At 50.7% G+C, this 21,968-nt stretch carries 20 protein-coding genes; 7 read left to right on the forward strand and 13 right to left on the reverse strand.

All coding sequences use genetic code 11. The features are described from left to right. The 5 genes from ACYU8Y_RS16130 to ACYU8Y_RS16150 form a co-directional block, all read right to left on the reverse strand. A partial coding sequence (locus tag ACYU8Y_RS16130) for a TatD family hydrolase (protein ID WP_460939072.1) occupies positions 1-403 on the reverse strand: 403 nt, incomplete at its 3' end. 85 nt (positions 404-488) lie between these two features. Beyond that, positions 489-1,520: a glycosyltransferase gene (locus ACYU8Y_RS16135; RefSeq protein WP_460939074.1), complete on the reverse strand. Its 1,032-nt coding sequence runs from the start codon at positions 1,518-1,520 to the stop codon at positions 489-491. Further along, positions 1,507-2,154, reverse strand: a complete 648-nt coding sequence (locus ACYU8Y_RS16140; RefSeq protein WP_460939076.1) for a polysaccharide deacetylase family protein — start codon at positions 2,152-2,154, stop codon at positions 1,507-1,509. The genes ACYU8Y_RS16135 and ACYU8Y_RS16140 overlap by 14 nt, the downstream gene beginning before the upstream one ends. 81 nt (positions 2,155-2,235) lie before the next feature. Then, on the reverse strand, positions 2,236-3,357 hold the full coding sequence (locus ACYU8Y_RS16145) for a glycosyltransferase (protein WP_460939078.1): 1,122 nt from the start codon (positions 3,355-3,357) through the stop codon (positions 2,236-2,238). Continuing rightward, positions 3,354-4,316: a lysylphosphatidylglycerol synthase domain-containing protein gene (locus ACYU8Y_RS16150; RefSeq protein WP_460939080.1), complete on the reverse strand. Its 963-nt coding sequence runs from the start codon at positions 4,314-4,316 to the stop codon at positions 3,354-3,356. The genes ACYU8Y_RS16145 and ACYU8Y_RS16150 overlap by 4 nt, the downstream gene beginning before the upstream one ends. A gap of 45 nt (positions 4,317-4,361) precedes the next feature. On the opposite strand from ACYU8Y_RS16150, the gene ruvC reads away from it, so the two are divergent. Next, positions 4,362-4,967: a crossover junction endodeoxyribonuclease RuvC gene (ruvC, locus tag ACYU8Y_RS16155; RefSeq protein ID WP_460939082.1), complete on the forward strand. Its 606-nt coding sequence runs from the start codon at positions 4,362-4,364 to the stop codon at positions 4,965-4,967. A 104-nt stretch (positions 4,968-5,071) separates the two neighbouring features. Here the strand turns inward: ruvC and ACYU8Y_RS16160 are convergent, their stop codons facing one another. From ACYU8Y_RS16160 to ACYU8Y_RS16180, 5 genes are all read right to left on the reverse strand, one after another. Continuing rightward, positions 5,072-7,501, reverse strand: coding sequence for a carboxypeptidase-like regulatory domain-containing protein (locus tag ACYU8Y_RS16160; protein ID WP_460939084.1), 2,430 nt, complete (start codon positions 7,499-7,501; stop codon positions 5,072-5,074). Between the two features lie 7 nt (positions 7,502-7,508). Then, positions 7,509-8,912, reverse strand: a complete 1,404-nt coding sequence (locus tag ACYU8Y_RS16165) for an HTTM domain-containing protein (protein ID WP_460939086.1) — start codon at positions 8,910-8,912, stop codon at positions 7,509-7,511. Beyond that, positions 8,899-10,029, reverse strand: coding sequence for an imelysin family protein (locus tag ACYU8Y_RS16170; RefSeq protein ID WP_460939088.1), 1,131 nt, complete (start codon positions 10,027-10,029; stop codon positions 8,899-8,901). The genes ACYU8Y_RS16165 and ACYU8Y_RS16170 overlap by 14 nt, the downstream gene beginning before the upstream one ends. Continuing rightward, positions 10,026-11,438: a di-heme oxidoreductase family protein gene (locus ACYU8Y_RS16175; RefSeq protein ID WP_460939089.1), complete on the reverse strand. Its 1,413-nt coding sequence runs from the start codon at positions 11,436-11,438 to the stop codon at positions 10,026-10,028. The genes ACYU8Y_RS16170 and ACYU8Y_RS16175 overlap by 4 nt, the downstream gene beginning before the upstream one ends. A gap of 85 nt (positions 11,439-11,523) precedes the next feature. After that, a complete protein-coding gene (locus tag ACYU8Y_RS16180) occupies positions 11,524-12,678 on the reverse strand; it encodes an imelysin family protein (RefSeq protein WP_460939090.1) in 1,155 nt (384 codons plus the stop codon). A gap of 423 nt (positions 12,679-13,101) precedes the next feature. Between ACYU8Y_RS16180 and ACYU8Y_RS16185 the strand changes: the two genes are divergently transcribed. The 5 genes from ACYU8Y_RS16185 to ACYU8Y_RS16205 all read left to right on the forward strand — a co-directional run bounded on the left by ACYU8Y_RS16185 (position 13,102) and on the right by ACYU8Y_RS16205 (position 17,235). Beyond that, a complete protein-coding gene (locus ACYU8Y_RS16185; RefSeq protein WP_460939091.1) occupies positions 13,102-14,193 on the forward strand; it encodes a sensor histidine kinase in 1,092 nt (363 codons plus the stop codon). Then, positions 14,190-14,909 carry a LytR/AlgR family response regulator transcription factor gene (locus ACYU8Y_RS16190; RefSeq protein ID WP_460939092.1) on the forward strand — a complete coding sequence of 240 codons (720 nt, stop codon included), beginning with the start codon at positions 14,190-14,192 and terminating at the stop codon, positions 14,907-14,909. The genes ACYU8Y_RS16185 and ACYU8Y_RS16190 overlap by 4 nt, the downstream gene beginning before the upstream one ends. Before the next feature lie 162 nt (positions 14,910-15,071). Continuing rightward, positions 15,072-15,824, forward strand: a complete 753-nt coding sequence (locus ACYU8Y_RS16195; protein ID WP_460939093.1) for a dioxygenase family protein — start codon at positions 15,072-15,074, stop codon at positions 15,822-15,824. A 133-nt stretch (positions 15,825-15,957) separates the two neighbouring features. After that, complete coding sequence (locus tag ACYU8Y_RS16200) at positions 15,958-16,470, forward strand: hypothetical protein (RefSeq protein ID WP_460939094.1); 513 nt, start codon at positions 15,958-15,960, stop codon at positions 16,468-16,470. Between the two features lie 33 nt (positions 16,471-16,503). After that, positions 16,504-17,235: a pirin family protein gene (locus ACYU8Y_RS16205; protein ID WP_460939095.1), complete on the forward strand. Its 732-nt coding sequence runs from the start codon at positions 16,504-16,506 to the stop codon at positions 17,233-17,235. Positions 17,236-17,254: 19 nt separating this feature from the next. On the opposite strand, the gene ACYU8Y_RS16210 is transcribed toward ACYU8Y_RS16205, so the two are convergent. Further along, positions 17,255-18,079, reverse strand: coding sequence for a toxin-antitoxin system YwqK family antitoxin (locus ACYU8Y_RS16210; protein ID WP_460939096.1), 825 nt, complete (start codon positions 18,077-18,079; stop codon positions 17,255-17,257). Positions 18,080-18,212: 133 nt separating this feature from the next. Here ACYU8Y_RS16210 and ACYU8Y_RS16215 point away from each other — a divergent pair, with 133 nt between their 5' ends. After that, the gene (locus ACYU8Y_RS16215) at positions 18,213-18,635 is read left to right on the forward strand and encodes a secondary thiamine-phosphate synthase enzyme YjbQ (RefSeq protein ID WP_460939097.1); all 423 of its coding nucleotides are present in this window, start codon (positions 18,213-18,215) and stop codon (positions 18,633-18,635) included. Positions 18,636-18,800: 165 nt separating this feature from the next. Here ACYU8Y_RS16215 and ACYU8Y_RS16220 read toward each other — a convergent pair whose 3' ends face one another. Both ACYU8Y_RS16220 and ACYU8Y_RS16225 read right to left on the reverse strand, forming a co-directional pair. Beyond that, a complete protein-coding gene (locus ACYU8Y_RS16220) occupies positions 18,801-19,664 on the reverse strand; it encodes a hypothetical protein (RefSeq protein WP_460939098.1) in 864 nt (287 codons plus the stop codon). A gap of 205 nt (positions 19,665-19,869) precedes the next feature. After that, complete coding sequence (locus tag ACYU8Y_RS16225) at positions 19,870-21,939, reverse strand: thioredoxin domain-containing protein (RefSeq protein WP_460939099.1); 2,070 nt, start codon at positions 21,937-21,939, stop codon at positions 19,870-19,872. Between the last annotated feature and the right edge of the window lie 29 nt (positions 21,940-21,968).

Genomic DNA, 21,968 nt, shown 5'->3' on the forward strand with positions numbered 1-21,968 from the left:
GGCCCGACCGGGTGTGCATCGATACCGGCAAATTCCGTTCGGCAGCCCACCGAAGCTGGGTTTCGAAAGCGGTAAATTGCTGATCGACGAAGGTCATATCCCAGTAAAAATCCAGACCGATTTCGCCAACGGCCATGAACGCATGGCGATTCAGCTGGTCTTCCACCGTAGTGAGTTCCTCTTCGACTGTAGCCGTCACATAGGCCGGGTGCAGGCCCATCATGGGCAGGCATCGCTCGGGATACTGCTCGGCCAGTGCCATCATACCCGGTATGGTTTCACTGGCGCAGTTGGGCATCCAGATCTGGCTGATCTGCTGAACCTCGGCCTGATGTAGCATTTTGTCCCGGTCTTCGTCAAACTGAGGGTCGTAAATATGGGCGTGGGTGTCAATAAGTAGCATGCGTATTTAATTTTTGATCTGTAGTTTGTCATGAGATGCGCCGTGGGTATGGGGAGCTAATCGTTCATGACAACTTAAAAAATCCTTAGGTATATCGCCTTCCTTTCCATTCGATGGGTGTGGGAAGCAGGTAAAAAGCAACCGACAGCGGCCCGATAATGAGTTGATAAGGTTCAAAAAGCAACGCGAACAGCCATAAGTTGGTTTGCTTCAGGCGGCTTAATCCAAACGAGAGTACCGTTGTTTGAATAAAAAGCCGGATTACATACAAACCAACAGCCATTACCGGCGAAAAATACCCGACCAGCAACAGAAGTGGTCCAATCAGGTACTGGACATACAGCGAACCGACCATCCAGGCGGGCAACGCCGTAGCGCCCCGCATCCAGCGTTTGCGTTGCTGAAGAAATGCCCTGAGGGTCGTAACCGGCGTTGTATCGGCCAGTACCTGCTCATGTAGCAGGTTTTGAAAACCATACCCTTTCGAAACAACGGCCTGAAATAAGGTGTAATCTTCCACGACCGAAAACGGCAGGGCTTCGTAGCCACCAACAGCCTCGTAGCCAGCCCGGCTTATGGCCATGTTGTTTCCCATGGCCGTAACCGGAACGCCCATACTACTAACCAAATGCGTGAGTGTCAGGTTATAAAGCCAGTCGATGGTTTGGAGCTTGGCAAACAGACCCGTCCCCTGTGGCAGTGTAACGCCCGTAACGACACCGGTTTTCCGCACAAATTGACGGCTCATTTCGGTAAGCCAGCCTGCCGGAACGTTGGTATCGGCATCCGTAAAAAAGAACAGGGAACCCCGCGCCTGCCTGGCCAGTTGCGCCAGCACGTTCGCCTTTCCCGGCAAGCCAATCCTGGATGCCTCAATATCAACCAGGCGAAAAGCGGGTTTGTCGGCGATGAACGTCATCACCACGGCTCTGGTTTGGTCGGTGGATTGATCGTTGCCGACCAGCACTTCGACATACCCAGGCGGGTAGTTGAGTTGGGTTATGGCCCGCAGGCAATCCAGAATGGTATGTTCTTCGTTTCGGGCGGCAATCAGAATACTGATAAACGGGAAATTCGGGTCGGGGCGATCCGCGCGGGACTCATCAGTAACCGGCATAAACGGGTTGCGGAACAGCGCGGAATGAGTAGCCCCGATTGGCAAAATAAGCCAGCATCCGGGGCAACACATAACGCATGGTCGGCCAGGCTTTCAAGCTATCGTGAAACACCACAATGGAGCCGGGCCGTGTATACTGTATTGTCTTTCGCAGGCACACATCAGCGGGTAAACTCCGGTCGAAATCACCGGTTAAAACGTCCCACATAACAATCGAGTATTGTTCGATCACCTCGGCCACCTGTGTCTTTTTTATGCGGCCATAAGGTGGCCGAAACAGGGAGGTTTCAACGTTTAGCTGTTCCTGGCATTTTTGGACATTTTCCAGATACGTCTGATCATCCGTCTTCCAGCCATTGAGGTGGTTGAAGGTGTGATTACCGACCATATGACCGGCTTCCAGCACCTTAAACAAGATATCCTGGTGTTTCCTGACATTGTCGCCAATGCAAAAGAAGGTTGCCTGAGCGGCAAATTTATCCAGTTGTTCCAGGACGAACTCCGTCACGTCGGGAATCGGCCCATCGTCGAACGTCAGGTATATAGTCGGTTCAGCGGCTTCTTCAATCTTCCACCAGAACTCAGGGTATACCGTTCGGAGTAAAAAGTTAGACTTGTGCAGAAAAAAAGACAAGATAGTAAACGGTTTAGCTGTGTAATTAGACTATAGTGTAGTTGATGTACGTCCGCGATAAACTACGTCAGGCACCACACATCAGGTAAGGTTTCGTTCTTTCCAACGGTAGCCTCTTCCCTGAGCGGCTAACCCAAAGAAAAGCACATAAAGGGGGTATACGAACTGGGTCAGCGGGATTGCCCATACCGACGATTTTTTTTGTAAAAAAACAAGAATCTGCCGTAAAAACAAAAACTCCGGCAGAAGCTTCAGCCCTATAACGGCCAGCGTAACATTTCCGTTTAAAAAACCGAGCCACCAGCCCCCCATGGCCATCACGGGAGCGGCATTACTCAGAAAGACAAACACCGCCAGCATCGACGGGAGGTAACTCTCGTAGGCCCGCCACTTACTCGCCCAACGTTTGCGCTGGTTATAAAAACCCCGCCAGGACTGATGCGCGCCCGTCTGGACAATGGCCAACGGACTTTTCAAAAAATGGACCCCGGCCGGATACTTTACGGCGATCTTGTGCATCAGCAACTCATCGTCGCCCGAGGCCAGGTGATCCACCCCGGCAAATCCATTCACTTCGGCAAAGACCCGCTTTTCGTAACAAAGGTTGGCTCCGTTGCACATGGTTGGTACGCCCAGGGCCATTGTACAGGCTCCGCTGCCGATCAGGCTGGCAAATTCGACCGTCTGCAACGCATCGAAAACTGATTGCTCCGGAGTAAACGTAACGGGTCCCGAAATCAGCTTTGCGCCCGTTCGCTCGTAGAAGGTAGCGATGGTGGCTAACCAGTCAGGGCCAACCCGGCAGTCGCCGTCGGTCGTGACAATCAGGTCGCCCGTGGCGATGGCGATACTCTGGGTAATGGCCCGTTTTTTGGGCGATGCGGTCCGTTCGTTGGCCAATGGCAAGGGCCGCAACGGAAAAGGGGCCGTTTGGGCATACTGGTAAAGAATGGACAAAGTGTTATCCGTGGACGAGTCATCCGCAACGATCACCTCAAAACGGGTATAGGATTGCCGACTAAGGTCATTCAGCAGGTTTTCGATATTCCCGGCCTCGTTTCGAACGGGTATAACGACGGTAATGGCCAGACCCGTTGACACCGAATTTGGCGATCGAAAAGGCCGCATGTCCCGCCAGGTGAACCAAAGAATAAGGGTAAAGCCTGCGTACAGACCGCTTACGACGAGCAGAAAAATGGTCATTGAGCCGTGATTTTTAGTTTCCAGACCCAGATCAACCCAACCAGTACGGGCGTCAGCACGTTGGCCACCCAGAGCGTCAGGGTAGCCGTCAGCAAGACAGGAACGCTAACCGCGAAGGGTGAAAAAACCCAGAGAGAAGCAGCCTCCCGAACACCAAGATCACTCAGCAGATTGAAGGCTGGCGTGATCGTTTTAGCCAGAAAGACCAGCCCAATACCCGATGTGGCCACGCTGTTTGGCACGACCAGACCAACGACCCGCATGGCCAAATAAAACTGCAAAGAAAACACCAGATACCGCAGGGCAGCCGTGCTCAGCGCCAGCCCGATTTCCCGATCTGAATAGAGACCGGCTACCTGCCAGTAGTTGGCAAACCGCTGGAGGGCGGGGCGGCCTGATACATAGGCAACAAGCCGCTTTCGCAGCAATCCGAAAACAACGCCCCCTACCGACAAACCGACCAGCAACACCAGAAGCCAGTTACCGGCCGTATGGCTGCGTTCGGGCACCAGCGTCAGGTAATGCGCCCAGGCCACGGTGCCGAAAACGATAGCCACGTAAAACTGCATCCCGCCCGACACCAGCGACGCCCCCACAGCCCCGGCCCTGTTGGTACGCAACGAGAGTACCCGGCCCGCCGTGTCGCCCAGTTGGGCAGGCATAGCAAAGCCCAGCGAGACACCCGCCAGCACCCCCTTACAGGCCTCCCAGAAACGAACCGGTTCAACCCGCCGAAGCAGGATCTGCCATTTCAGAGCCTCCAGCCCCCAGTTGGCGGGCGTGAGCAAAAGCAGCGACATAGCCCATCGTTCCGGGTGACTGACCGACCGTAGCTGGGTGTGCAGGGTGGCCCAATCGAACGACTGTTGCCGGATAACCTGCACGATGTAGGTTAACAGACCCGCAAAGACGACGATTTTAACCCAAAAAATGAATTTTTTACCTGGTTTCAGCGACAAAACAGAAGAGAACACGTTACTTTGCAATAGACCCAACGCCCAGGTATGCTCATTACTCCCACTTCTTCCACCACTACCCCCGATAGCCGACTATCGGAGAAACTGATACTAGGGGTAGACCCTGGTACGCAGGTTGCCGGTTACGGCATCATTTCGGTGAAGGGGGGTGTTATGACCATGATTCAGTACGGCGTGGTTCAGTTGAGCAAATATACGACCTACCAGCTGAAGCTCCAGAAACTTCATGAAACCATGCTTCGGCTGATCGACGAGTACCACCCCGACGAGATGGCGATCGAAGATCCGTTTTTCGGTAAAAATGTGCAGTCGATGCTGAAATTGGGCCGGGCACAGGGTGTGGTTATGGCGGCTGGCCTATCGCGCAACATTCCTATTGTGGAATACGCCCCCCGCCGGATCAAGCAGTCCGTTACGGGCAACGGCAATGCATCGAAAGACCAGGTCTCGCAAATGGTGGGTCATCTGCTGAAGGAGAGTCTGGATCCTAAATTTTTCGATGCAACGGATGCGCTGGCCATTGCCATCTGCCATCATTTCCACGAAAATGCCTTACCCGTCGTATCCAGCAAGAAAACCAAAAAAGGAGCCTGGGGTGCTTTTGTGAGCGAGAATGCCAACCGGGTTCTCTAGACTTTTCTGCCGCGAAAGGGTCGCTCCCACTCCTCTACTCTTCACTGAACATCAGACTGGCGGTCGCTAAAATGGCAGCCTGAGCAGGTCCTTAAGCCGCTCAACTACAACCGATAAGCAACGCTCAAATTCAGGCTTCGGGCATCGGCCGAAATAATCCCCGGTCCAGGGAAACCCAATGCTCGCCGGGTGAAGTAATAATTGTTGGTCAGGTTATTGATACTCAAGCCAACGTCGAACTGGTTGATCTTATAGGTAGCCGTTACATCCAGTAGCCAGTAAGTCGGAATTTCGCCCACCAGGCCGTCAGCCGTCTGGAGCGAATTATAGGCGTCCGTAAATTGGCGGCTGGTCCGTGAATACTGGATGGTGGTTCTAAACCCTTTTTGCTGGAACGTGACGCCCGTGCGAATAATCGTTTTGGGCGCATACTCGACCTGTTTGCCCACAATGAGCGTGGTCAGCAAGGGATTGATGGCCGCGGTATAGGCGGCATCGGTATAGGCAACGCTACCGAACAGGGACACCTCTTTAGTTGGGTTTACCCGGTTGATTTTGGAGAAGTTGATTTCGCCAAACGTTTCGATGCCTACGCTCCGCGAACGCCCAACATTGGTCCGGTATCGTACGACCTCCAGGCCGTCGGCCGAAGCCACCCGGATGATCCCGATTCGGTTATTATAATCTAAATAATAAGCGCTCAGGTCATACGTCAGCCAACTTTTGTAATTGCCTCTGAAGCCTAAATCCGCATTAAATCCGGTAACATCTTTTAAATTCGGGTCTACCTGAAAGTTGGGCGTTCGAACCAGTATATCAGAATAATTGACGGGGCTATAGTTCTGGGAAACGTTGACATAAAGTTCCGCCTGTGCGTTTACGGCATAATTGACCCCAATGCCAAACAGCGGGAACTGCCGACTATTCTGTTGTTTCGCCGTTAGATTCTGATTCGTCGCGTCGACGTAGCTGTACCCCTGCGAATTGGCATTAATATACTCGTAGCGAAAACCGGGCGTAACACTCATTTTCTTCGTCAGCCACAGAACGTTTTCCACGAAAAAAGCCGCGTTGTAAGACGGAAAATGGTAATCGAATTCGTCGACCTGCGCCGGGTTTGGAAAGCTAAAATTGGCATCGCTACCCGTGAAACCCGACCCTTGCTGGCGATGCGTGTTGCCCTGATAATACCGGGCTCCCACTAACACCGACGCTTTTTTGGTGAACACGGCATACCGGTGCAAAAGCCGGGCTTCGGTGCCAAAATTCCGGTAATGATCGTATGTCAGTTGGCGCCGTTGGGTGGTATCCGCTTCGTCTTTCAGCAGGTTAACGATATTACCAACCGACCCGCGCTGGGCGATCAGGCCATACGCCCGAATATTGACTTTTGTGCGCTCATCAAGCTGGTAATCAACCGTCAAGGCGGGCATGGTCCACTCGGCCTGAAACCAGTTTCGGTGGCGGTAACTTGCCCGTGGATTCTCGTTGAACAGCGCATCGGTTAAGCCGCCCGGCTGCTGCATCAGGTAAGACATGGCCGTTAACTCGGCCCCGATCCGTACCGAAGCCGATACCTGATAACTCAACGCACCATAGCCCGTGTTAACGTTGAAGCCCGTATTCTGTCGCCAGCCATCGCCCTGCTTATGGGTGAAAAAACCGTAGTAATTGAGTTTCCCAACCTGTCCCCCAATTGAGTTGAATGAGTTAAAAAAACCATATGTACCGCCGGTTTGCCGAGTCGTAAACTCAAATTTTTTGGTCGGATTTCCCTTCTTGAATTGAAAGTTTAACAAGCCGCCAAACTGCGTCCCGTATTGCAGCGATGCCGCCCCCCGCACGATCTCAATGCGATCGATGGCCTCGCTGGGGGGCGTGTAATAGCTTTCGGGATAGCCAATCGGGTCGGCCGAAATGTCGTAGCCGTTTTGCCGGGAGTTGAACTCGGTTGTTCGGTTGGGGTTCAGTCCACGCGTCGCAATTCCCAACTGAATCCCGGCGGCATCATTTTCAATGATGTTTACGCCCGGCACTTTAGCGTAGATCTGCCGGGAATTATTGGTCGCCAGATTCGCGTCGATACCGCTCAAAACAACTACTTCGTTTTTTTTGCCGGCGTAAATAGCCATATTCTCCACATCGCCCAGTCGGCGAATGCCATTCTGGTCCTGATACTTGCCCGCAATTGTTACCTCGTCCAGGGCACGCGTATCGACGTCCAGGCTAAAGTTGAGGAAAATTGACTCGCCCCTTCGAATAGTAACTACCTGTTTTTGCGAGATATAGCCCACAGACGATGCCACAATCGAGTAGGTTCCTGGCGCCTGCTGAATCATGTATTTCCCATCCGCATCCACGATCGTCCCTTTGCCGGATTCATTAACGCTTACGCTGGCTGACGGAATGGGCGCTCCATTTTTCTGAGTAACGGTTCCCGAAATAGTACTGTTCTGGCCTAGAACCCGAAGGGGTAGACGTAAAAACAAGCAGCAGATGATCGGAATGAGGAGCCTTGACCGGACGCAGTTCATGGTTGATTCAATTCAGTTTTGTTATCCAGGTTTTCGGCTGGAATCCTTCATTCTCTTTCGCCAGATCAACCGTGGGGTCGATTAGCAACGCGCTTCCACGCCCATTCACCGACGCATAACATTCGGCCCTGACTTCCGTATCACCGACACCGGTTTCGAGGTAATAAGCGTGTAAATAGTGCGCGAACTGTAAGATCATATCGGGCTGAAAGCTCATTTGCCGGGCCTGGATGCGAGTCAGAAAGTCGCCTGGTTTTACTTTAAATTCGCGGCCCGTCTTTTTAACGTTGATCGTATACTCAATGCTGGCATTTTTTTCCATCAGCATGATATTCCAGGAAAACCGGTAGCCCTGTTCGTGCCAAAGGACGTTGCCTGCATACAGATAACTGCGGAAGGGAAGCAGAAACTGGATCAGAAAGAAAACCGTCAGTATAAACCGGATCGCGCCCGTTGGATACCGGATCGCTGGTAACCGATCGGAAATCCGGACAGGGTTCACCTTTCTAGCCTGAAAAAAAAGCAGAATTTTCTGATGAATCGTCGGTGGAAAGTAAATCAGCGCCGTAAAAATCATCATCCACGGAAACATACCAATATAGAAAAGGAAATGCGTCAGGAGATGAAAAACAACCAGAAGGACGTAAATGGGAAGCCGGGTCTGACGAAACGACAGGAAGAATGGTGCGGATAAATCAAACAGCATGGCCAGCCAGCTCAGTACAAACGCCACCCATTTTTCGGTAAGCAACGGTCCGACAAGGGGCAGGTGCTCGTTGGCAGCCAGCCAAATTCGAAGCGGCTGCGCCATAAAAAGCCAATCGTATTTTAGTTTCGCAAGCCCCCCAAAAAAATAGACCGAACCCACTTGCAATCGCAATGCCCAGACTGGATTATAAATAAATAAAAAAAGGCTTCGTGGTGCTACCGAAAAAGGCACCAGTGACCAAATTGATAACGGATAGGAAGCAATTTTTTTATGGAGCCAGCTGTCAACAGAATACGTACTATTCATCGGAAACCAGCACATCAGAAAAGCGAGCAGACTAACCTGATAATAATGATTTAGATAAACACTTTTATCCAGCAATTCGACGTAGGTAAAAGCGAAAAAAAAAGCAATAATGGCCACTCGATAAACCAGCCCGATCGCAATCAGAATACTCAGAACAACCAGTCCATAAAACACCCAATGCATGTAAGGCTCGGGCAATGGGCGTACCCAATCGAATCCGTAAAATGTAAAAAAGAATTGAGGTTTTACGTAGAACGACGTTATCCAGCCCTGGTTAATAAACCGAAGTTCGGCAACGAGCATAAGTAAGCCGAAAATTATCCGAAAAAAGGCGAGTGAATACCGTTGGGCATCCTCAATTGCTGAAGAATGGGCCACGACCTTAGTCACCATCATTATCGCTAAACGTCAGCAACACACCCAGATTATTAATCATGTCCACCTCCATCATAACCTGTAGTTTTTTGATCTCATCGTAAGCGGCCTGTACCTCCGTTTTGTTTGAGACAACGGCCGTTTGTAGGGGAACCGGGATGGCATTTAGCTTGGTGTAGACCGAAGCAAATTGCGTTTTAATTTTTGTCGATAGCCGATCCGTGCCGGACGTGGCACCTAATTTATCCAGTAGGTCATCCAGTCCAATACCGTCGACGCCAGCCGGCGTGCGTCCCAGGAAAGCGTTTTCAAGTCCTTTTAATTCATTGATCACTAGCGCAATAGATGAATTACTAACGGCAGATTCGGCCAAATCAGGTTGCGGAACGCCGTTGTTCCGGTTACCTTTTGGCGCGCCGATCCGTTCATCCCGGATGGTATAAATCAAATCGATCAGTTTATTGGAAAGTATGCCCAGCGACGAATTAATATCCCGACCGTCGGCATTGATAAAGGTGGTCACGTAACTGCCCTTCCAATCATCCAGAATAATTTTTGCCTGATTTTTCAGATTCGTCGCGAGTGCTTTTACATACGCCATGCGATTTACTCCATTACTGGCTGTGTATGTACCGATGATGGCTGCATTATTTTGGGACTTGTCGAATAGTAAATACTCAATGGCATGAATTCCTTTAACTGTAGACCCTTTCGACTCAATGTAGGCATTATCGATAGTGGTGCCGTCGGTAATTGCTTTTTCCAGTAGCGTTGGATTTAGGTACACCCCTTTAGTCGAAAAATCGATATTCGACGCTAAAAATTTATCCTCAATGGGGCCTTGTTTAAATACAGATGCCTGCTTCCAAACAAGTGCCATTGCGAGCCAGGCCTGCTGAGCGGCTAGTAGCTTCTGCTCATTTTTTACATCAGCCGCGTAGGCAGTAAGAGCAACCTCCAAAGCATCCGTCTTCTGGTAGAAGGCGTCGAAAGAAGGAATAATGACATTGTTGCCCAAATTGGTCAGCATACTCTTGCGGTCAAACGTATCGAACGCGCTCGGCTCTTCACTTTTCGAACAGGCCCAGACAACAAAAATCCCTAAGAGAAAAGCAAGTATATAGTGTATATTTTTCATAAAGAATCGATAAACTTTAAGAGTGTTGACCGTTCGTCTCTGGTCATTTTCATGAACGCTTTTTTAGACGTTTCGGCCTCTCCGCCATGCCACAAAATGGCCTCCTCCACATTTCTCGCTCGTCCATCGTGTAACATATACGTATGTTTCGCGACCGTTTTCTGCAATCCGATTCCCCATAAAGGGGGCGTGCGCCATTCCGTGCCGCTCGCGTCGAAATCCGGGCGGTTATCTGCTAAGTCAGGACCCATATCGTGCAGTAATAAATCCGTATAGGGACGGATCGTCTGATTCGATGCGTACCCAGGCGATGTCACCGTTGACGTGGTCATTTTCGCGACGTGGCAACCCGAACAGTTTGCGCTGACAAAAAGCTGTTTGCCCGTCAGAATATCTGTATTCTGCCAGTTTCGACGGGCCGGAACCGCTAATGTTTTAATGTAAAATATCACATTTTGCAGCGTTGTTTCGTCGATTTCCGGACTGCCGCCGGTTGGCAGATTGCCATAACTCGCTTTTTGCTTATCCGTAAAGCTCTCCAGGGTAAATAAGGTTGACGTAATGCCGATATCGCCGTTAAAGGCTGACGCAACCTGCTGTTCGATACTGGGCTGATTCGCCTTCCAGCCAAATTTACCAAGGGCCTTTTTCTGATTTTTTTCATCCCAGACGTAATTGGCCCGTCCGGAGATTCCGTCGCCATTGGCGTCATTGACATCCACATTAGCCAGAATCGTTTGTTCGGAAACGGCTTCCAACAGCCCAATGCCCATCATTTGCGGAGCCAGTCGGGGCGAGACCAGGGTGCCTGTCATGGGGCCGTAATTCAGGTTACTGAACGAATAAACAGGCTTTCGGAGGGTGTAGGCTGTTCCATCGGGGTAGTTTCCTGCCACAGCCTGGTACGCCACGGCAACACGGCCTTCAGCGACCACATTCGGGATGCTCTTCGGGTTAAACTGGTTGCCGTAATTCGGATCGTTCAGGGGTTCGCTATGTGGGCCCTGCCCGGCAATCGACAATCGAAAAAGCAGGGCCTGATTGATGCTGACGCTGTCGTTGAGCAGGGGCGATCCTTTGCCATCGAGCGAATGGCAACCGGCGCAGGAAGACGCGTTCAGCAGCGGCCCCAGTCCGTCGCGCGCTGCCGTTGACGAAGGCGCAATGACCCAATTGTTTCGATTAAAGGAATTGCCGATCACAAATCGGTCGGTTTCGTCGGAGGTGAGGCTCACGAACGCATTGCCAAAGGCATTGAAAGTGGCATCGAAGACGGTCCCTTCGCGCCCGCCCGAAAACTCCTCATCGGTTTCGGCACTGATGGCTGGGTCAGGATCAACGGGCCCTTTACAGGCCCAGCTACCTGCCAGCAGCAAGAGGCCTGCCAAAAATTTACCTACTGTGTTCATGCAGAATTACGTTCCAACCAACTTAAACCAGCGTAACGAACGGCCGTTCGTTACGCTGGTCTGGATACGCCTGAAAATCAGTTATCTAGTTTTGTTCGGGAACATTCAGATTAATACCCAGTTCTTTAGCGGCCAGCACCAATTGATCACTTTGATCACGGAGAGCTTTAATGGCGGTCTGAATGGGTGTTTTCGCGTTCAGAATAGCCTGATCAAACGGCTTGGGAATGGCATTGATGGCGGTTGTCGCGGCATCCAGCTTCGCGATCATGGCTGTATTCTGGGTAGTGTTCCGGGCTTTTACCAGGTCATCGATACCCGGTCCGTCGATAATTGTGCCGTCAATTTGTTTGTAGCGGCCCAGGTAGACGTTATAAACACCCAATTCGTCGTAAATAAAATCGTTGGTCGTATTGTCCGAAAAGCAGGAGTGTTCATCTTCCTGATCACCCGAAGCTAAGGCGACGGTCATGCGCTCCCCCGACAATTCGCCTTTTGTCAGCTTTCCCATGCCCAGCATCATGTTGGTCAATGCAGTCGTTTCGTTACCCGCTTTGGTGAAATCAGCGTAGTAAGCGCCCGTTTTACTGTCCCATTGGGTGGCAACCTGTTGCAGGGATTCGATCAGGGCGTCGGTGACGATTTGCAGGTAAGCGGCCCGACGTGTTGCATTTTTGGCTGTTGAATAATCAGTAAACGGTCTTTTTCCCGGCGAATCGGCGTAAAGGTCCTGCCCCCACAGCAAGAACTCGATGGCGTGATAACCCACCCGTACATCGGTTTCGCCCCCCGACCCATTGGCGTCGAAAATACTCGCTTTCGTAATGGTGGGATTGGCTGTCAGGTCATTGATCATACCGCTGTTCGGATTGCCCTGTACATAATCGATATAGGCTTCATCCAGAGGCCAGGAATTGATCAGTGCTTCTAATTCGGCGGGGCTGGCATCAATTGGGCCGCCGTAGAATCGATAGGCTTCTGTTTGCAGATAAGCGGGGCGCGCATTGATCCAGGCCGTTTTACACGCTTCTAACCCCGCTGCGGTGGGCGCTTTTACAAATGAATCAATCGTCGTTTTCAGAGTTTGAACCCCCAGAATGGCATCGGCATAAGAGGCCTGCACAATGGTGGCATAATTGAGGACGACGTCACGTTGCGTGTTGACGGGCGTGGTATCCTCTTTGGAACAGGCGGTTACACCCAGGAAAAGAATCAGAATGGGAAATGTAAACTTTTTCATCGTCTAAGGATTACATATCATCTATCGAATGCAATATTAGACCAATTCTAAATAATAATGCTATTTTTAATGGTATCTTAAGATGGTACCCCTTGGTAGCGTACCTGACGGTAAAGGCCGTTTACAAACTGAAGCAGGCAATTCGGACCTTGAAGAACAGCTGAAAGGGAGTACGGAACTCTAAACAGACCTTGACCACAGAGCCATGCGAATGTCAGCAGATAACATACAGACAAAAAAGACGAACAGCAGACTCGCCGTCATCTACCGTGAGGGATTGATTAGAAGCCCAATCGCTGGAGCCGCTTAACTAATTTCGGTCAGCTAAACCCGTTTCGGTTATTTACCGACACATTTGGCCCGCTAACCACAATTCGATTATCAAAGAAACGGCGTTAGCTGATTCAGCCGTAAATTTCGGTCATGAATAACCGGCTTTCGCAACTTGCCATTCACGGGCTGGGTTGCCTGACTTTTCTGGCACTGCCCTACCTGTTTGCCTCAAATGGCCTGTCGAAGTTAACAGAACTGCCCTATAACCCGCATGAACAACGGAATGTTGTCTCCTATCTGCTCACGATTGCCTTCTTTTATACGAACTACTTTGTTCTGATCCCAAAGCTGTTTTTCCGAAGAAAGTATGTGCTTTATGGGGTCTGCGCGCTGGGCTGTTTTTTGCTTATCGAAAGTAGTTTGGTGACCATCAACCGGCAGAACGGTGCCCCACCCCCAATCGGGCGAATCGGGCCAACACGGCCTTTTCGGGATCGGAGCCAACGGCCACCTATGCCTCCGGGTGAGTATTTTCCGGGGCGAGATCCGGAACAACGAGGATTGCCTTCTGAATTCAGTCAAACATTTTTCCTCACACTAGCCGGTTTCCTGATGGCACTGGCCTTGCGTATCAACAGCCGCTGGCGCGAAACAGAACAGGAAAAGACCCTGGCCGAACTCGCTTATCTGAAAGCGCAGATCAACCCTCATTTCCTGTTTAATACCCTGAACAGTATTTACTCGCTGGCTATCGTTGAGTCGCCCGCAACGGCGGATGCGCTGGTTAAGCTGTCGTCATTTCTGCGCTATGTTATTCAGGAATCGCAGAAAAATCAGGTCTCGCTCCACAATGAACTCGCCTACATTGATCAGTATATTGCCCTCCAGAAGCTACGGTTAGGCGATACGGCAGCCGTCGACTTTGTGGTGCGGGGAACGCCCAATGGCAAACAAATTGTGCCGCTGCTTCTGATCTCCTTTATTGAGAATGCCTTTAAATATGGGGTTAGCCCCGAAGAGCCGTCCTCTATTCAGATCGCCATCACTATACAAGACAACCGGTTATGCTGCCATGTTTTCAACAAAAAAGTACGCGTTTTTCAGCCAACAGCGGTAGCGAGCGGCATCGGTCTGCCCAATACGAAAGCCCGTCTGGCCATTCAGTATCCAGATCGGCACCAGCTCGTTATCAAGGATCAACCCGATAGTTTCACCGTTGACTTAGCCCTTACTCTCTCATGATCCGAGCGATCGCGCTGGACGACGAGCCGCCAGCCCTGCGGGTACTTACACACTTTTGTCAGCAGGTCGATTTCATTGACTTGCAAAAGACGTTTACCCGCACCGACGAAGCCCTACAACACCTCGCCCAATGTCCGACCGACCTGCTGTTTTTAGATATCAACATGCCTTCTATGTCGGGGGTAGATTTTTACAGAGTCCTTACCGAACGTTCGACGCAACCCGTGATGGTCATTTTCACGACGGCCTATGCAGAATATGCCGTTGAAGGCTTTACGCTCAATGCCGTCGATTATTTGCTGAAACCGTTTACGTTCAAGCGTTTTTTACAGGCGGCCAACAAAGCCGCTGATTTCTACCGGTGGCAGCAGCAATCGGACAAACCTATCGATGCTTTCCTGTACATTCGGGCCGACTATACCCTCCACAAGATCACGCTGGCCGATATTGTCCTGATAGAAGGCCTGGACGACTACATAAAGATCCATTTGCAAGCCGATTCGCAACCAGGCAACCGACCCATCGTAGCCCGTATGACCCTGAAAGCCATACTGGAACGGCTCCCCGCGTCGGATTTTATTCGGGTGCATCGGTCCTACATTGTACCGCTGAACCGGATCGACGCCTTGCGTAACAAGACCTTGTTTGTTGGCAATCGAGAAATCCCAATTGGTACCAGCTACGAAGCTGACTTCCTGAATCGTTTCCGTCTATAAGTGTCCGATTCACCGACAGAATCAGCCTGTTTACCTAAAATTGGCCCATCTGTGCAACGAAACACCCCACTCTGCGCTACTGGAAGGAAAAGGCATAAGTTGATACGCCCAGTACACAGGCTATATATCAGCCGGTTATTTTCCACTAAATCTGTTTCCCGAATGGAACGCAAAGAATTTTTAAAACGAGGTTTTGGCAGCTTACTCGGTATCGCTGCAATGGTTCCGCTGGCGGGGTCTTGTTCATCGGCCACGGTTGACCCGGTAACCACCACGACCGGCGGCACGAGCACCTCAACGGGTTCGGCAAACGGTAGTTCAGCAGGCAACTGCAGCGTGACACCCAGCGAAACGGAAGGTCCTTTTCCAACTAAAGTACCGGCCAACTTCGTTATGAAGGATATTCGCTCGGACCGAACGGGGGTCGCGCTGGCCATTAATCTTACCATCAAAAATAGCAACAGCAGTTGTGCGGCCTTAGCCGGTGCGCTGGTCGACATCTGGCACTGCGATAAAGACGGCTACTATTCGGAGTATGGCGGCAGTGGCATGCAAAGCGTCAACTATACGTCCGTCGATTTTCTAAGGGGGCGCCAAACAACCGATGCCAATGGCCTGGTGGCCTTTACATCGATTTTTCCGGGTTGGTATTCGGGCCGGGCACCCCACATTCACGTCCATATTTATACCGCTGCGGGTAAATCACTCTTGGTAACGCAAGTGGCTTTCCCTTATGATATCACCAACGGCGTGTACACCACCGGTCAGTCGTACGGGTATACGAAGGGGGCACAGGATACCAAGAATGAGCGGGACAATGTCTTCTCGGATGGTTTTACGACGGAGCTTGCTACGCTTTCGGGCAGTGTATCAGCCGGTTATACCCTTACGCACACCATTGTCGTCAGCGCTTAGTAACCGACTTGTCTGGGCCAAGCCAGAGCCTGGCCCAGACGCAATTTATCCAGCTTTTTACACAGACCAAGCCAGAGTTTGACCCAGACAAGCCAGGTCAAGTCAATGTGGCGAATCAATTGTTTGCCTACCAATGGTCAAGGGACTAATTCAACTGAGTTATCGTAAAATCATTGATGTGAATTCCCCGAAGTTGTGGGATAAATACGTCTTCGACGATACCTATCAGGAGTTTTTCATGCAGGCCCAGTTTTATAATCAGGCCAACACGTACGCGACTTTTCAGGAGTTGATCGATCATGTACCGAATGCCGAACGACTACATTACCTGACCAGTCAGGCTGCCATTGGGTATATCAGGCAATTGGCCAAAACGATTCCTGACATAGTCAATGTATCAGGTAAATTGTGTCTTCCGTTTACGAACTTCAAATTCGAGATTATTCAGTCCAACGTTCAGCATAAAGAGACCCACAAAATTGCCATTTACTTTTACAGCGATCCGCTAACCTGGATCGACACGATTGATACGCATCTGCTCATTTCTTACGGAGACCAGCGAGCGGCCCTGCGGGAAGGCCTGGACGTGACTACGGATCTGATTTCCCTGCAACCCTATCTAAGCATTTCTTCTTTCCAACCATAAGGCGTTGGGCCCAAATCGAGCGTTCTTAGCACCATGACTACCCCAATTCAGACTCAACTATATCGGGCAGACCAGCGGGGCTGTTCGGAAACAGCCGGGGCCAGAAGTCTGCACACGCTTAACTTCGGCAGCTATTTCGATGCGCACAGAAAGCCATTTACCTCGTTAATGGCCCTGAACGACAACCTGTTGGTTGCAGGGTGTAGCCTGAACAGACAGGTTGATCAACAGACAGACCTAATCATTATTCCGATCGTTGGCGGCCTTGAATTTGATAGTAGTGTTGGGCATGGCTTCGTTCAGACTGGGCAGGCGCATGTTTTTTCGCTCGACACGAACATGGAGTTAACGATTCACAATCCTTACGAAACGGAAAACATAAATTTTATTGAGATTTGGTTTACGAAACCATCAGCCAATTTTGTTCCAGCCTGTCATTCATCCGAGTTCGACCTAGCCACCAAAAATATACTTCTTCCCCTCTATGACCTGAATACGGAAGCACAGGACACTATCCGTCAACCCTTTACCGGATTTATTGGCAAATACGATGGCCGACGGCACGGGGTTTACCGGGCAAAGACCGTTGACGGTCAACTACCATTACCGGGTATTTTTGTGTTTGTTCTGAGCGGTGTATTTGAGGTGCAGGACAGGCTTTTACAAACGGGTGATGGCCTGGCCCTGACGAATACAGACGGTCAGCTGATTGAATTTGAAGCACTCTCCCATGAGGCACTCCTCCTGCTATTTGAAGCTGGCTAATCCCGTCGACTTCAGACTATTACATACGATAAAAAAGATTACACTGAACCGATCCGTAGACCCGATAAACAGACAACTCACAGGTTGACGGGGTAGCTACACCGTCGTTCAGTGCAGGTTTCCAGTTAAGTTTGTCTGGCGTCCATTCGGGCATATTCCGTATAACCTGCTGGGTGTAGCTCACCACGTCGGGCATCTTTACGCTTTCGGCTTGGTTTCCATTGACGATGGCTTTAACGCCGATCACCTGCCCGATCTCATTAATGGTTAACGTAGCGGTGATTCGGCGAATACGATCCCCATCCACAACCGAGCTTAACTTCTGCTTCAGATAGGCCGACAAATCATTCAGCTTTCCCTGGAACTGGGCCAACTGATAAAACGGTGCGCAGGTTTGCTTTGTCCCATCCGGCGTGTAGCAGGCACTCTTACCGAGGGTGCCACCCCGGTAAAATTCCCGACGTTTAACAGAGCCATCTTCGTACAACACCATAAACGGCCCATGCAGCATGTTTCCCTTGTATTCACAGCTTATGTAAACCTTTCCATTGGGATACATAATTTTCGTAGGGCCGTGCCGGGCGATTCGGCTTACGCTGTCCAGTTGAAAGCCGTTAGGAAGCGTTTTGGGCAGAAGCGTATAGGAATCGAGCCGAAATAAAGACCCGTTTTTCAGATACGTTCGAACCGTAAAATATTGGTTGTGTTTACCAAAATACAGAATCTCTTCGTCGTGATCGGCAAACGAATGGCGAACGATGTGGCTCACCCGTGCCGAATCGGTTTGTGCCACGACAGACTGACTGACCAGGATGCCGAGCAGTAGTGCGTAAAAGGCATACATAAACGTATCGTTCTATTAATTCGCTTGCTGTACTTGAGTTCAGGGGCATTCGGCCCGCTATTCTCCACAACGGAAAGGGTAAGAATATAGTTATTTCTTAATATAATTTTAAGACAGTCTTGATTTACCGGCTATGGCCATTTTCCAGCATACTCTTCATCTCCCCGCCTTTGCGCGTGGTTTTCATCTGATTACGCCTATCGTTGAGCGGGAATTCACGGATCTGCGTCAACTCAGGATCGGCCTGCTCCATGTCTTCATCCAGCATACGTCCGCCAGCCTGACCATTAATGAGAATGCGGACCCGACCGTTCGTGGGGATTTCGAGCGTTTCTTTAACAGGACGGTTCGGGAAAATGAATCCTACTATCAGCACGATTACGAAGGATCAGACGACATGCCGGCCCATTTGAAAGCTGCCATGCTGGGCAACTCCGTGACGATTCCAGTCACCAACGGGCGTCTGAATCTGGGTACCTGGCAGGGTATCTATCTGGGCGAACACCGTAACCAGGGCGGTCGGAGAACCCTGATCCTCACCGCCTGGGGCGAGTGATGTATGGTGTGTCTTTAAATCTATATTTATAGCTGCTAACTAGATCATTAAAAATAGCGTAACTTATTTTTGTCATGCTGACGCAGGAAGCATCTGCTCCGGCAGCCCGGTTAATGCTTGACGTTTAAGATGCTTCCTGCGTCAGCATGACAAAAAATATACTCTTTAAAATGCTTCGTATTCGTAGTGCAGCGTTTCGGTTACATTCCCACTACTCGAAGTGATTCGACTGGTCGGCAAATTGGCCGCATTGTAGGTATACGTGTACGTATTTGCCCCAGCGGTAAGGACGTTATTTTGACTCAAATTGAGCAGATTGGAAAGTCCACCATAGTAGGTGTACGACCCAATGAAAACGCCGGAAGGCGGTGAAACGTATTCGCCAGGGGCCGGAATAACGAACACCCCATAGAATGGATTGATACCGGTGTCGTAGGTGTAGGTAACATTGACCGTCTGCGAAGGCAATGAATAGCCTTTCTGGACAGCGCTTCCCGTTATGCTGGCAACGGTTAAATTATTTCCCGTATACGTGAATGTGCTGTTATCTCTGGCCGAAACGCCCGATACAGAAAAGCTTTTTGACGAACCCGTTAGCCTGTGATCCGCATCATAAACCGGCGTTATGGACCACAGGTAAATCGGATTGGCGTTACTAAAGCTCAGCCATGCCTGACCAGCAGCATCGTACGAAAATTTATAGACTTCATAGTCAGCGCCTGCAACGGTACGGTTGAGCTGAGTGAGCCGGTTCTGTGCATCGTATTGATAAACGTTGTTTTCTACTGGAGCTAGGGTGCTGTCGGGTGTTTGATAGGCAATAATCGAACCCAGCCGCCCCTGCGCATCATACCGAAAGAGACTAACCTTAGCCGCGTTGTTGGGCATATCCTGGGTTATCTTTTTAACCCGCAGACGGCTGGTGCCAGACCCTGGCATTATCGATGGAATGCGGTGGTCACCACAACCAGCGAGAACAATAATGAACAACAAATACGCAATCCCCGGACGTAATCCTGCGGTCTTCATAGCCATTCATGTTTTTAGTGTGTTTAGTTTCGTATGTAATAGCCAATTCAGTACTACCCTGCAAATCAATAGGTTTCACAGGAAGGCTACTCTGAACGGGGGTTATTCAATACGGCATGAATGTATTGGCCACAAACGTATATTCCTATTTTTTCCCGGTATAAGCGTATATGTACGACGAGAAAGTGAGTAATCGGTAGGTAATTTACCGAACCAGCTTCCATACCTCAGCCACACTTGTCACAGGCAGTTGACAGGCACGATTATAGCAGACATAGATAGCCGTTTGTCCGTTAATTGACCCACGTTGCTGTAAAAGCGGCAACTCGCTTGTATCAGATGTACCACACAGAACTTTGTTGGGGTAAAATTCCGCGTCCAGCTCCGCCCGAAACCGATCGGCCTCGGGACCGACAATAGCAATTTCGGCCGTTGGCCGGGCACGCAGGGCAAACTGGGAGGCCCAGTTTGTGAGGTAATCGGCGTTTTGCTGCACCAGGGGCTGTATACGCCCCAACATCTGGTCGGCTCGTTCGGCATAGTGGGGTCTGTCGAGTAACAAGCTCAGTGCGTACAGATTTTCCGCCATCATGGAATTCGAAGCCGGAATGACGTTATCGAATAGCTCCTTCCGACGGGCGATAAGCTCCTCTCCATTTTTATCGGTGAAGAAGAACATCGGGTCGGGGCCCGTTAACTCATCGACCTCGCTATCGGCAAAGTTTGTCAGCACATACTGCATCAGTTGGTCTGCTTCGGTTAGCCAGCTCTCCGTGAACGTAGCCTGGTACAAGGCCAGTAGCCCGTCGATTACGGCAGCATAGTCGTCCAGGAAGGCCGGTTGGCGAGCCCTGCCGTTTTTATAGGTATGCCAGAGACGGCCGTTTCGACTATCCCGCATTTTTTTGAGCAGAAAATAGGCTAACCGTAAGGCCAGCGTCAGGAATTCCGGTTCACCAAAAACGCGGTAAGCCGTGGCCAGTCCTTTCAACATAAGGCCATTCCAGGAACACAGTATTTTATCGTCCAGACCTGGCCGGATACGTTCATTCCGAATCCGCAGCAACCGTGTATGTGTGGCATCTAAACGAACATTAAGGTCAGCCAGTGACCAGCCCATTCGCTCGGCAAACGAATCGTCGGACTCCGTTCTGTGCAGAATATTTGTCCTGTGTCCGCCGTGACCCGGATCCCAGTTCCCTTCTTCGGTCAGGTTATACAATTCAGCAAACCAGTCGTAATCGGCACCGAGCGTTTCCCTGAGTTCCGGCGTAGTGAATGTGTAAAATTTCCCTTCTACCCCTTCGCTGTCGGCATCCAGGGCTGAGTAAAATCCACCCTCGGGGCTTAACAGCTCTCGTTGCAGAAAACCAACTGTCTGATAGATAACATGTTTATACAGCGGACTTCGCGTTAAACTATAAGCTTCCGCATAGAGCGTCAGCAATTGCCCATTGTCATACAGCATCTTCTCAAAGTGAGGAGCAAACCAGTCGGCATCGGTCGAGTAGCGGGCAAAGCCACCGCCAAGCTGATCGTAAAGGCCCCCGAGGGCCATCCGGTCCAGTGTCAGTTTAACCTGGTGGAGTGCCGATTCATTATCCGTCCCCGTCGCCACCGTAACATCGTAATAGCGCAACAGAAACCGCCAGACGCTGGGCATTGGAAACTTGGGAGCCCGGCGCAATCCACCTTTTTCATCATCGGATTTGACGGCTACTTTCCGATACAGTACCTCCAGCGTTTCGGGCGAAAAAAGCGGGTCATTTTCCGACAGGCCATATCGTTCGGCATCGGTCAGGTTCAGTTCACGGGCAAACCCTTCCGCCGACTGCGCCAGGTCTGTGCGATGCTCGTCGAAGGCCGTCCTGATGCTGTCCAGCAGATGCATCCAGTTTTTCTGCGGCAGGTAGGTAACGCCATAAAATGGTTTAGCATCGGGCATAAGAAACACGTTGAGGGGCCACCCGCCCTGCACGCCCATCGCCTGCACCGAATCCATATAGATAGCATCGACATCGGGGCGCTCTTCCCGGTCTACTTTGATGCACACAAAATGCTGGTTCATCACCTCGGCTACCGTCTCTTTCTCAAACGATTCCCATTCCATTACGTGGCACCAATGGCAGGCCGAGTAGCCAATACTGACCAGAATGGGTTTGTCTTCGTCAATGGCTTTGTTCAGCGCTTCCTCGCCCCAGGGATACCAGTTCACGGGGTTTTCGGCATGCTGAAGCAGATAAGGACTCGTTTCGTATTGAAGTTGATTCGGCATAATTTTCAGGATGACAGAACGATAACTAG

It is taken from the genome of Spirosoma humi, assembly GCF_054776575.1.

What these genes read in the sequence shown, in the direction of transcription:
- ACYU8Y_RS16165 (WP_460939086.1), bottom strand. Translation starts at nt 8,912, where the DNA reads ATGATGGTGACTAAGGTCGTGGCCCATTCTTCAGCAATTGAGGATGCC.
- ACYU8Y_RS16225 (WP_460939099.1), bottom strand. Translation starts at nt 21,939, where the DNA reads ATGCCGAATCAACTTCAATACGAAACGAGTCCTTATCTGCTTCAGCAT.
- ACYU8Y_RS16200 (WP_460939094.1), top strand. Translation starts at nt 15,958, where the DNA reads ATGGTCAAGGGACTAATTCAACTGAGTTATCGTAAAATCATTGATGTG.
- ACYU8Y_RS16145 (WP_460939078.1), bottom strand. Translation starts at nt 3,357, where the DNA reads ATGACCATTTTTCTGCTCGTCGTAAGCGGTCTGTACGCAGGCTTTACC.
- ACYU8Y_RS16185 (WP_460939091.1), top strand. Translation starts at nt 13,102, where the DNA reads ATGAATAACCGGCTTTCGCAACTTGCCATTCACGGGCTGGGTTGCCTG.
- ACYU8Y_RS16135 (WP_460939074.1), bottom strand. Translation starts at nt 1,520, where the DNA reads ATGCCGGTTACTGATGAGTCCCGCGCGGATCGCCCCGACCCGAATTTC.
- ACYU8Y_RS16220 (WP_460939098.1), bottom strand. Translation starts at nt 19,664, where the DNA reads ATGAAGACCGCAGGATTACGTCCGGGGATTGCGTATTTGTTGTTCATT.
- ACYU8Y_RS16205 (WP_460939095.1), top strand. Translation starts at nt 16,504, where the DNA reads ATGACTACCCCAATTCAGACTCAACTATATCGGGCAGACCAGCGGGGC.
- ACYU8Y_RS16190 (WP_460939092.1), top strand. Translation starts at nt 14,190, where the DNA reads ATGATCCGAGCGATCGCGCTGGACGACGAGCCGCCAGCCCTGCGGGTA.
- ACYU8Y_RS16180 (WP_460939090.1), bottom strand. Translation starts at nt 12,678, where the DNA reads ATGAAAAAGTTTACATTTCCCATTCTGATTCTTTTCCTGGGTGTAACC.
- ACYU8Y_RS16160 (WP_460939084.1), bottom strand. Translation starts at nt 7,501, where the DNA reads ATGAACTGCGTCCGGTCAAGGCTCCTCATTCCGATCATCTGCTGCTTG.
- ACYU8Y_RS16170 (WP_460939088.1), bottom strand. Translation starts at nt 10,029, where the DNA reads ATGAAAAATATACACTATATACTTGCTTTTCTCTTAGGGATTTTTGTT.
- ruvC (WP_460939082.1), top strand. Translation starts at nt 4,362, where the DNA reads ATGCTCATTACTCCCACTTCTTCCACCACTACCCCCGATAGCCGACTA.
- ACYU8Y_RS16195 (WP_460939093.1), top strand. Translation starts at nt 15,072, where the DNA reads ATGGAACGCAAAGAATTTTTAAAACGAGGTTTTGGCAGCTTACTCGGT.
- ACYU8Y_RS16210 (WP_460939096.1), bottom strand. Translation starts at nt 18,079, where the DNA reads ATGTATGCCTTTTACGCACTACTGCTCGGCATCCTGGTCAGTCAGTCT.
- ACYU8Y_RS16175 (WP_460939089.1), bottom strand. Translation starts at nt 11,438, where the DNA reads ATGAACACAGTAGGTAAATTTTTGGCAGGCCTCTTGCTGCTGGCAGGT.
- ACYU8Y_RS16215 (WP_460939097.1), top strand. Translation starts at nt 18,213, where the DNA reads ATGGCCATTTTCCAGCATACTCTTCATCTCCCCGCCTTTGCGCGTGGT.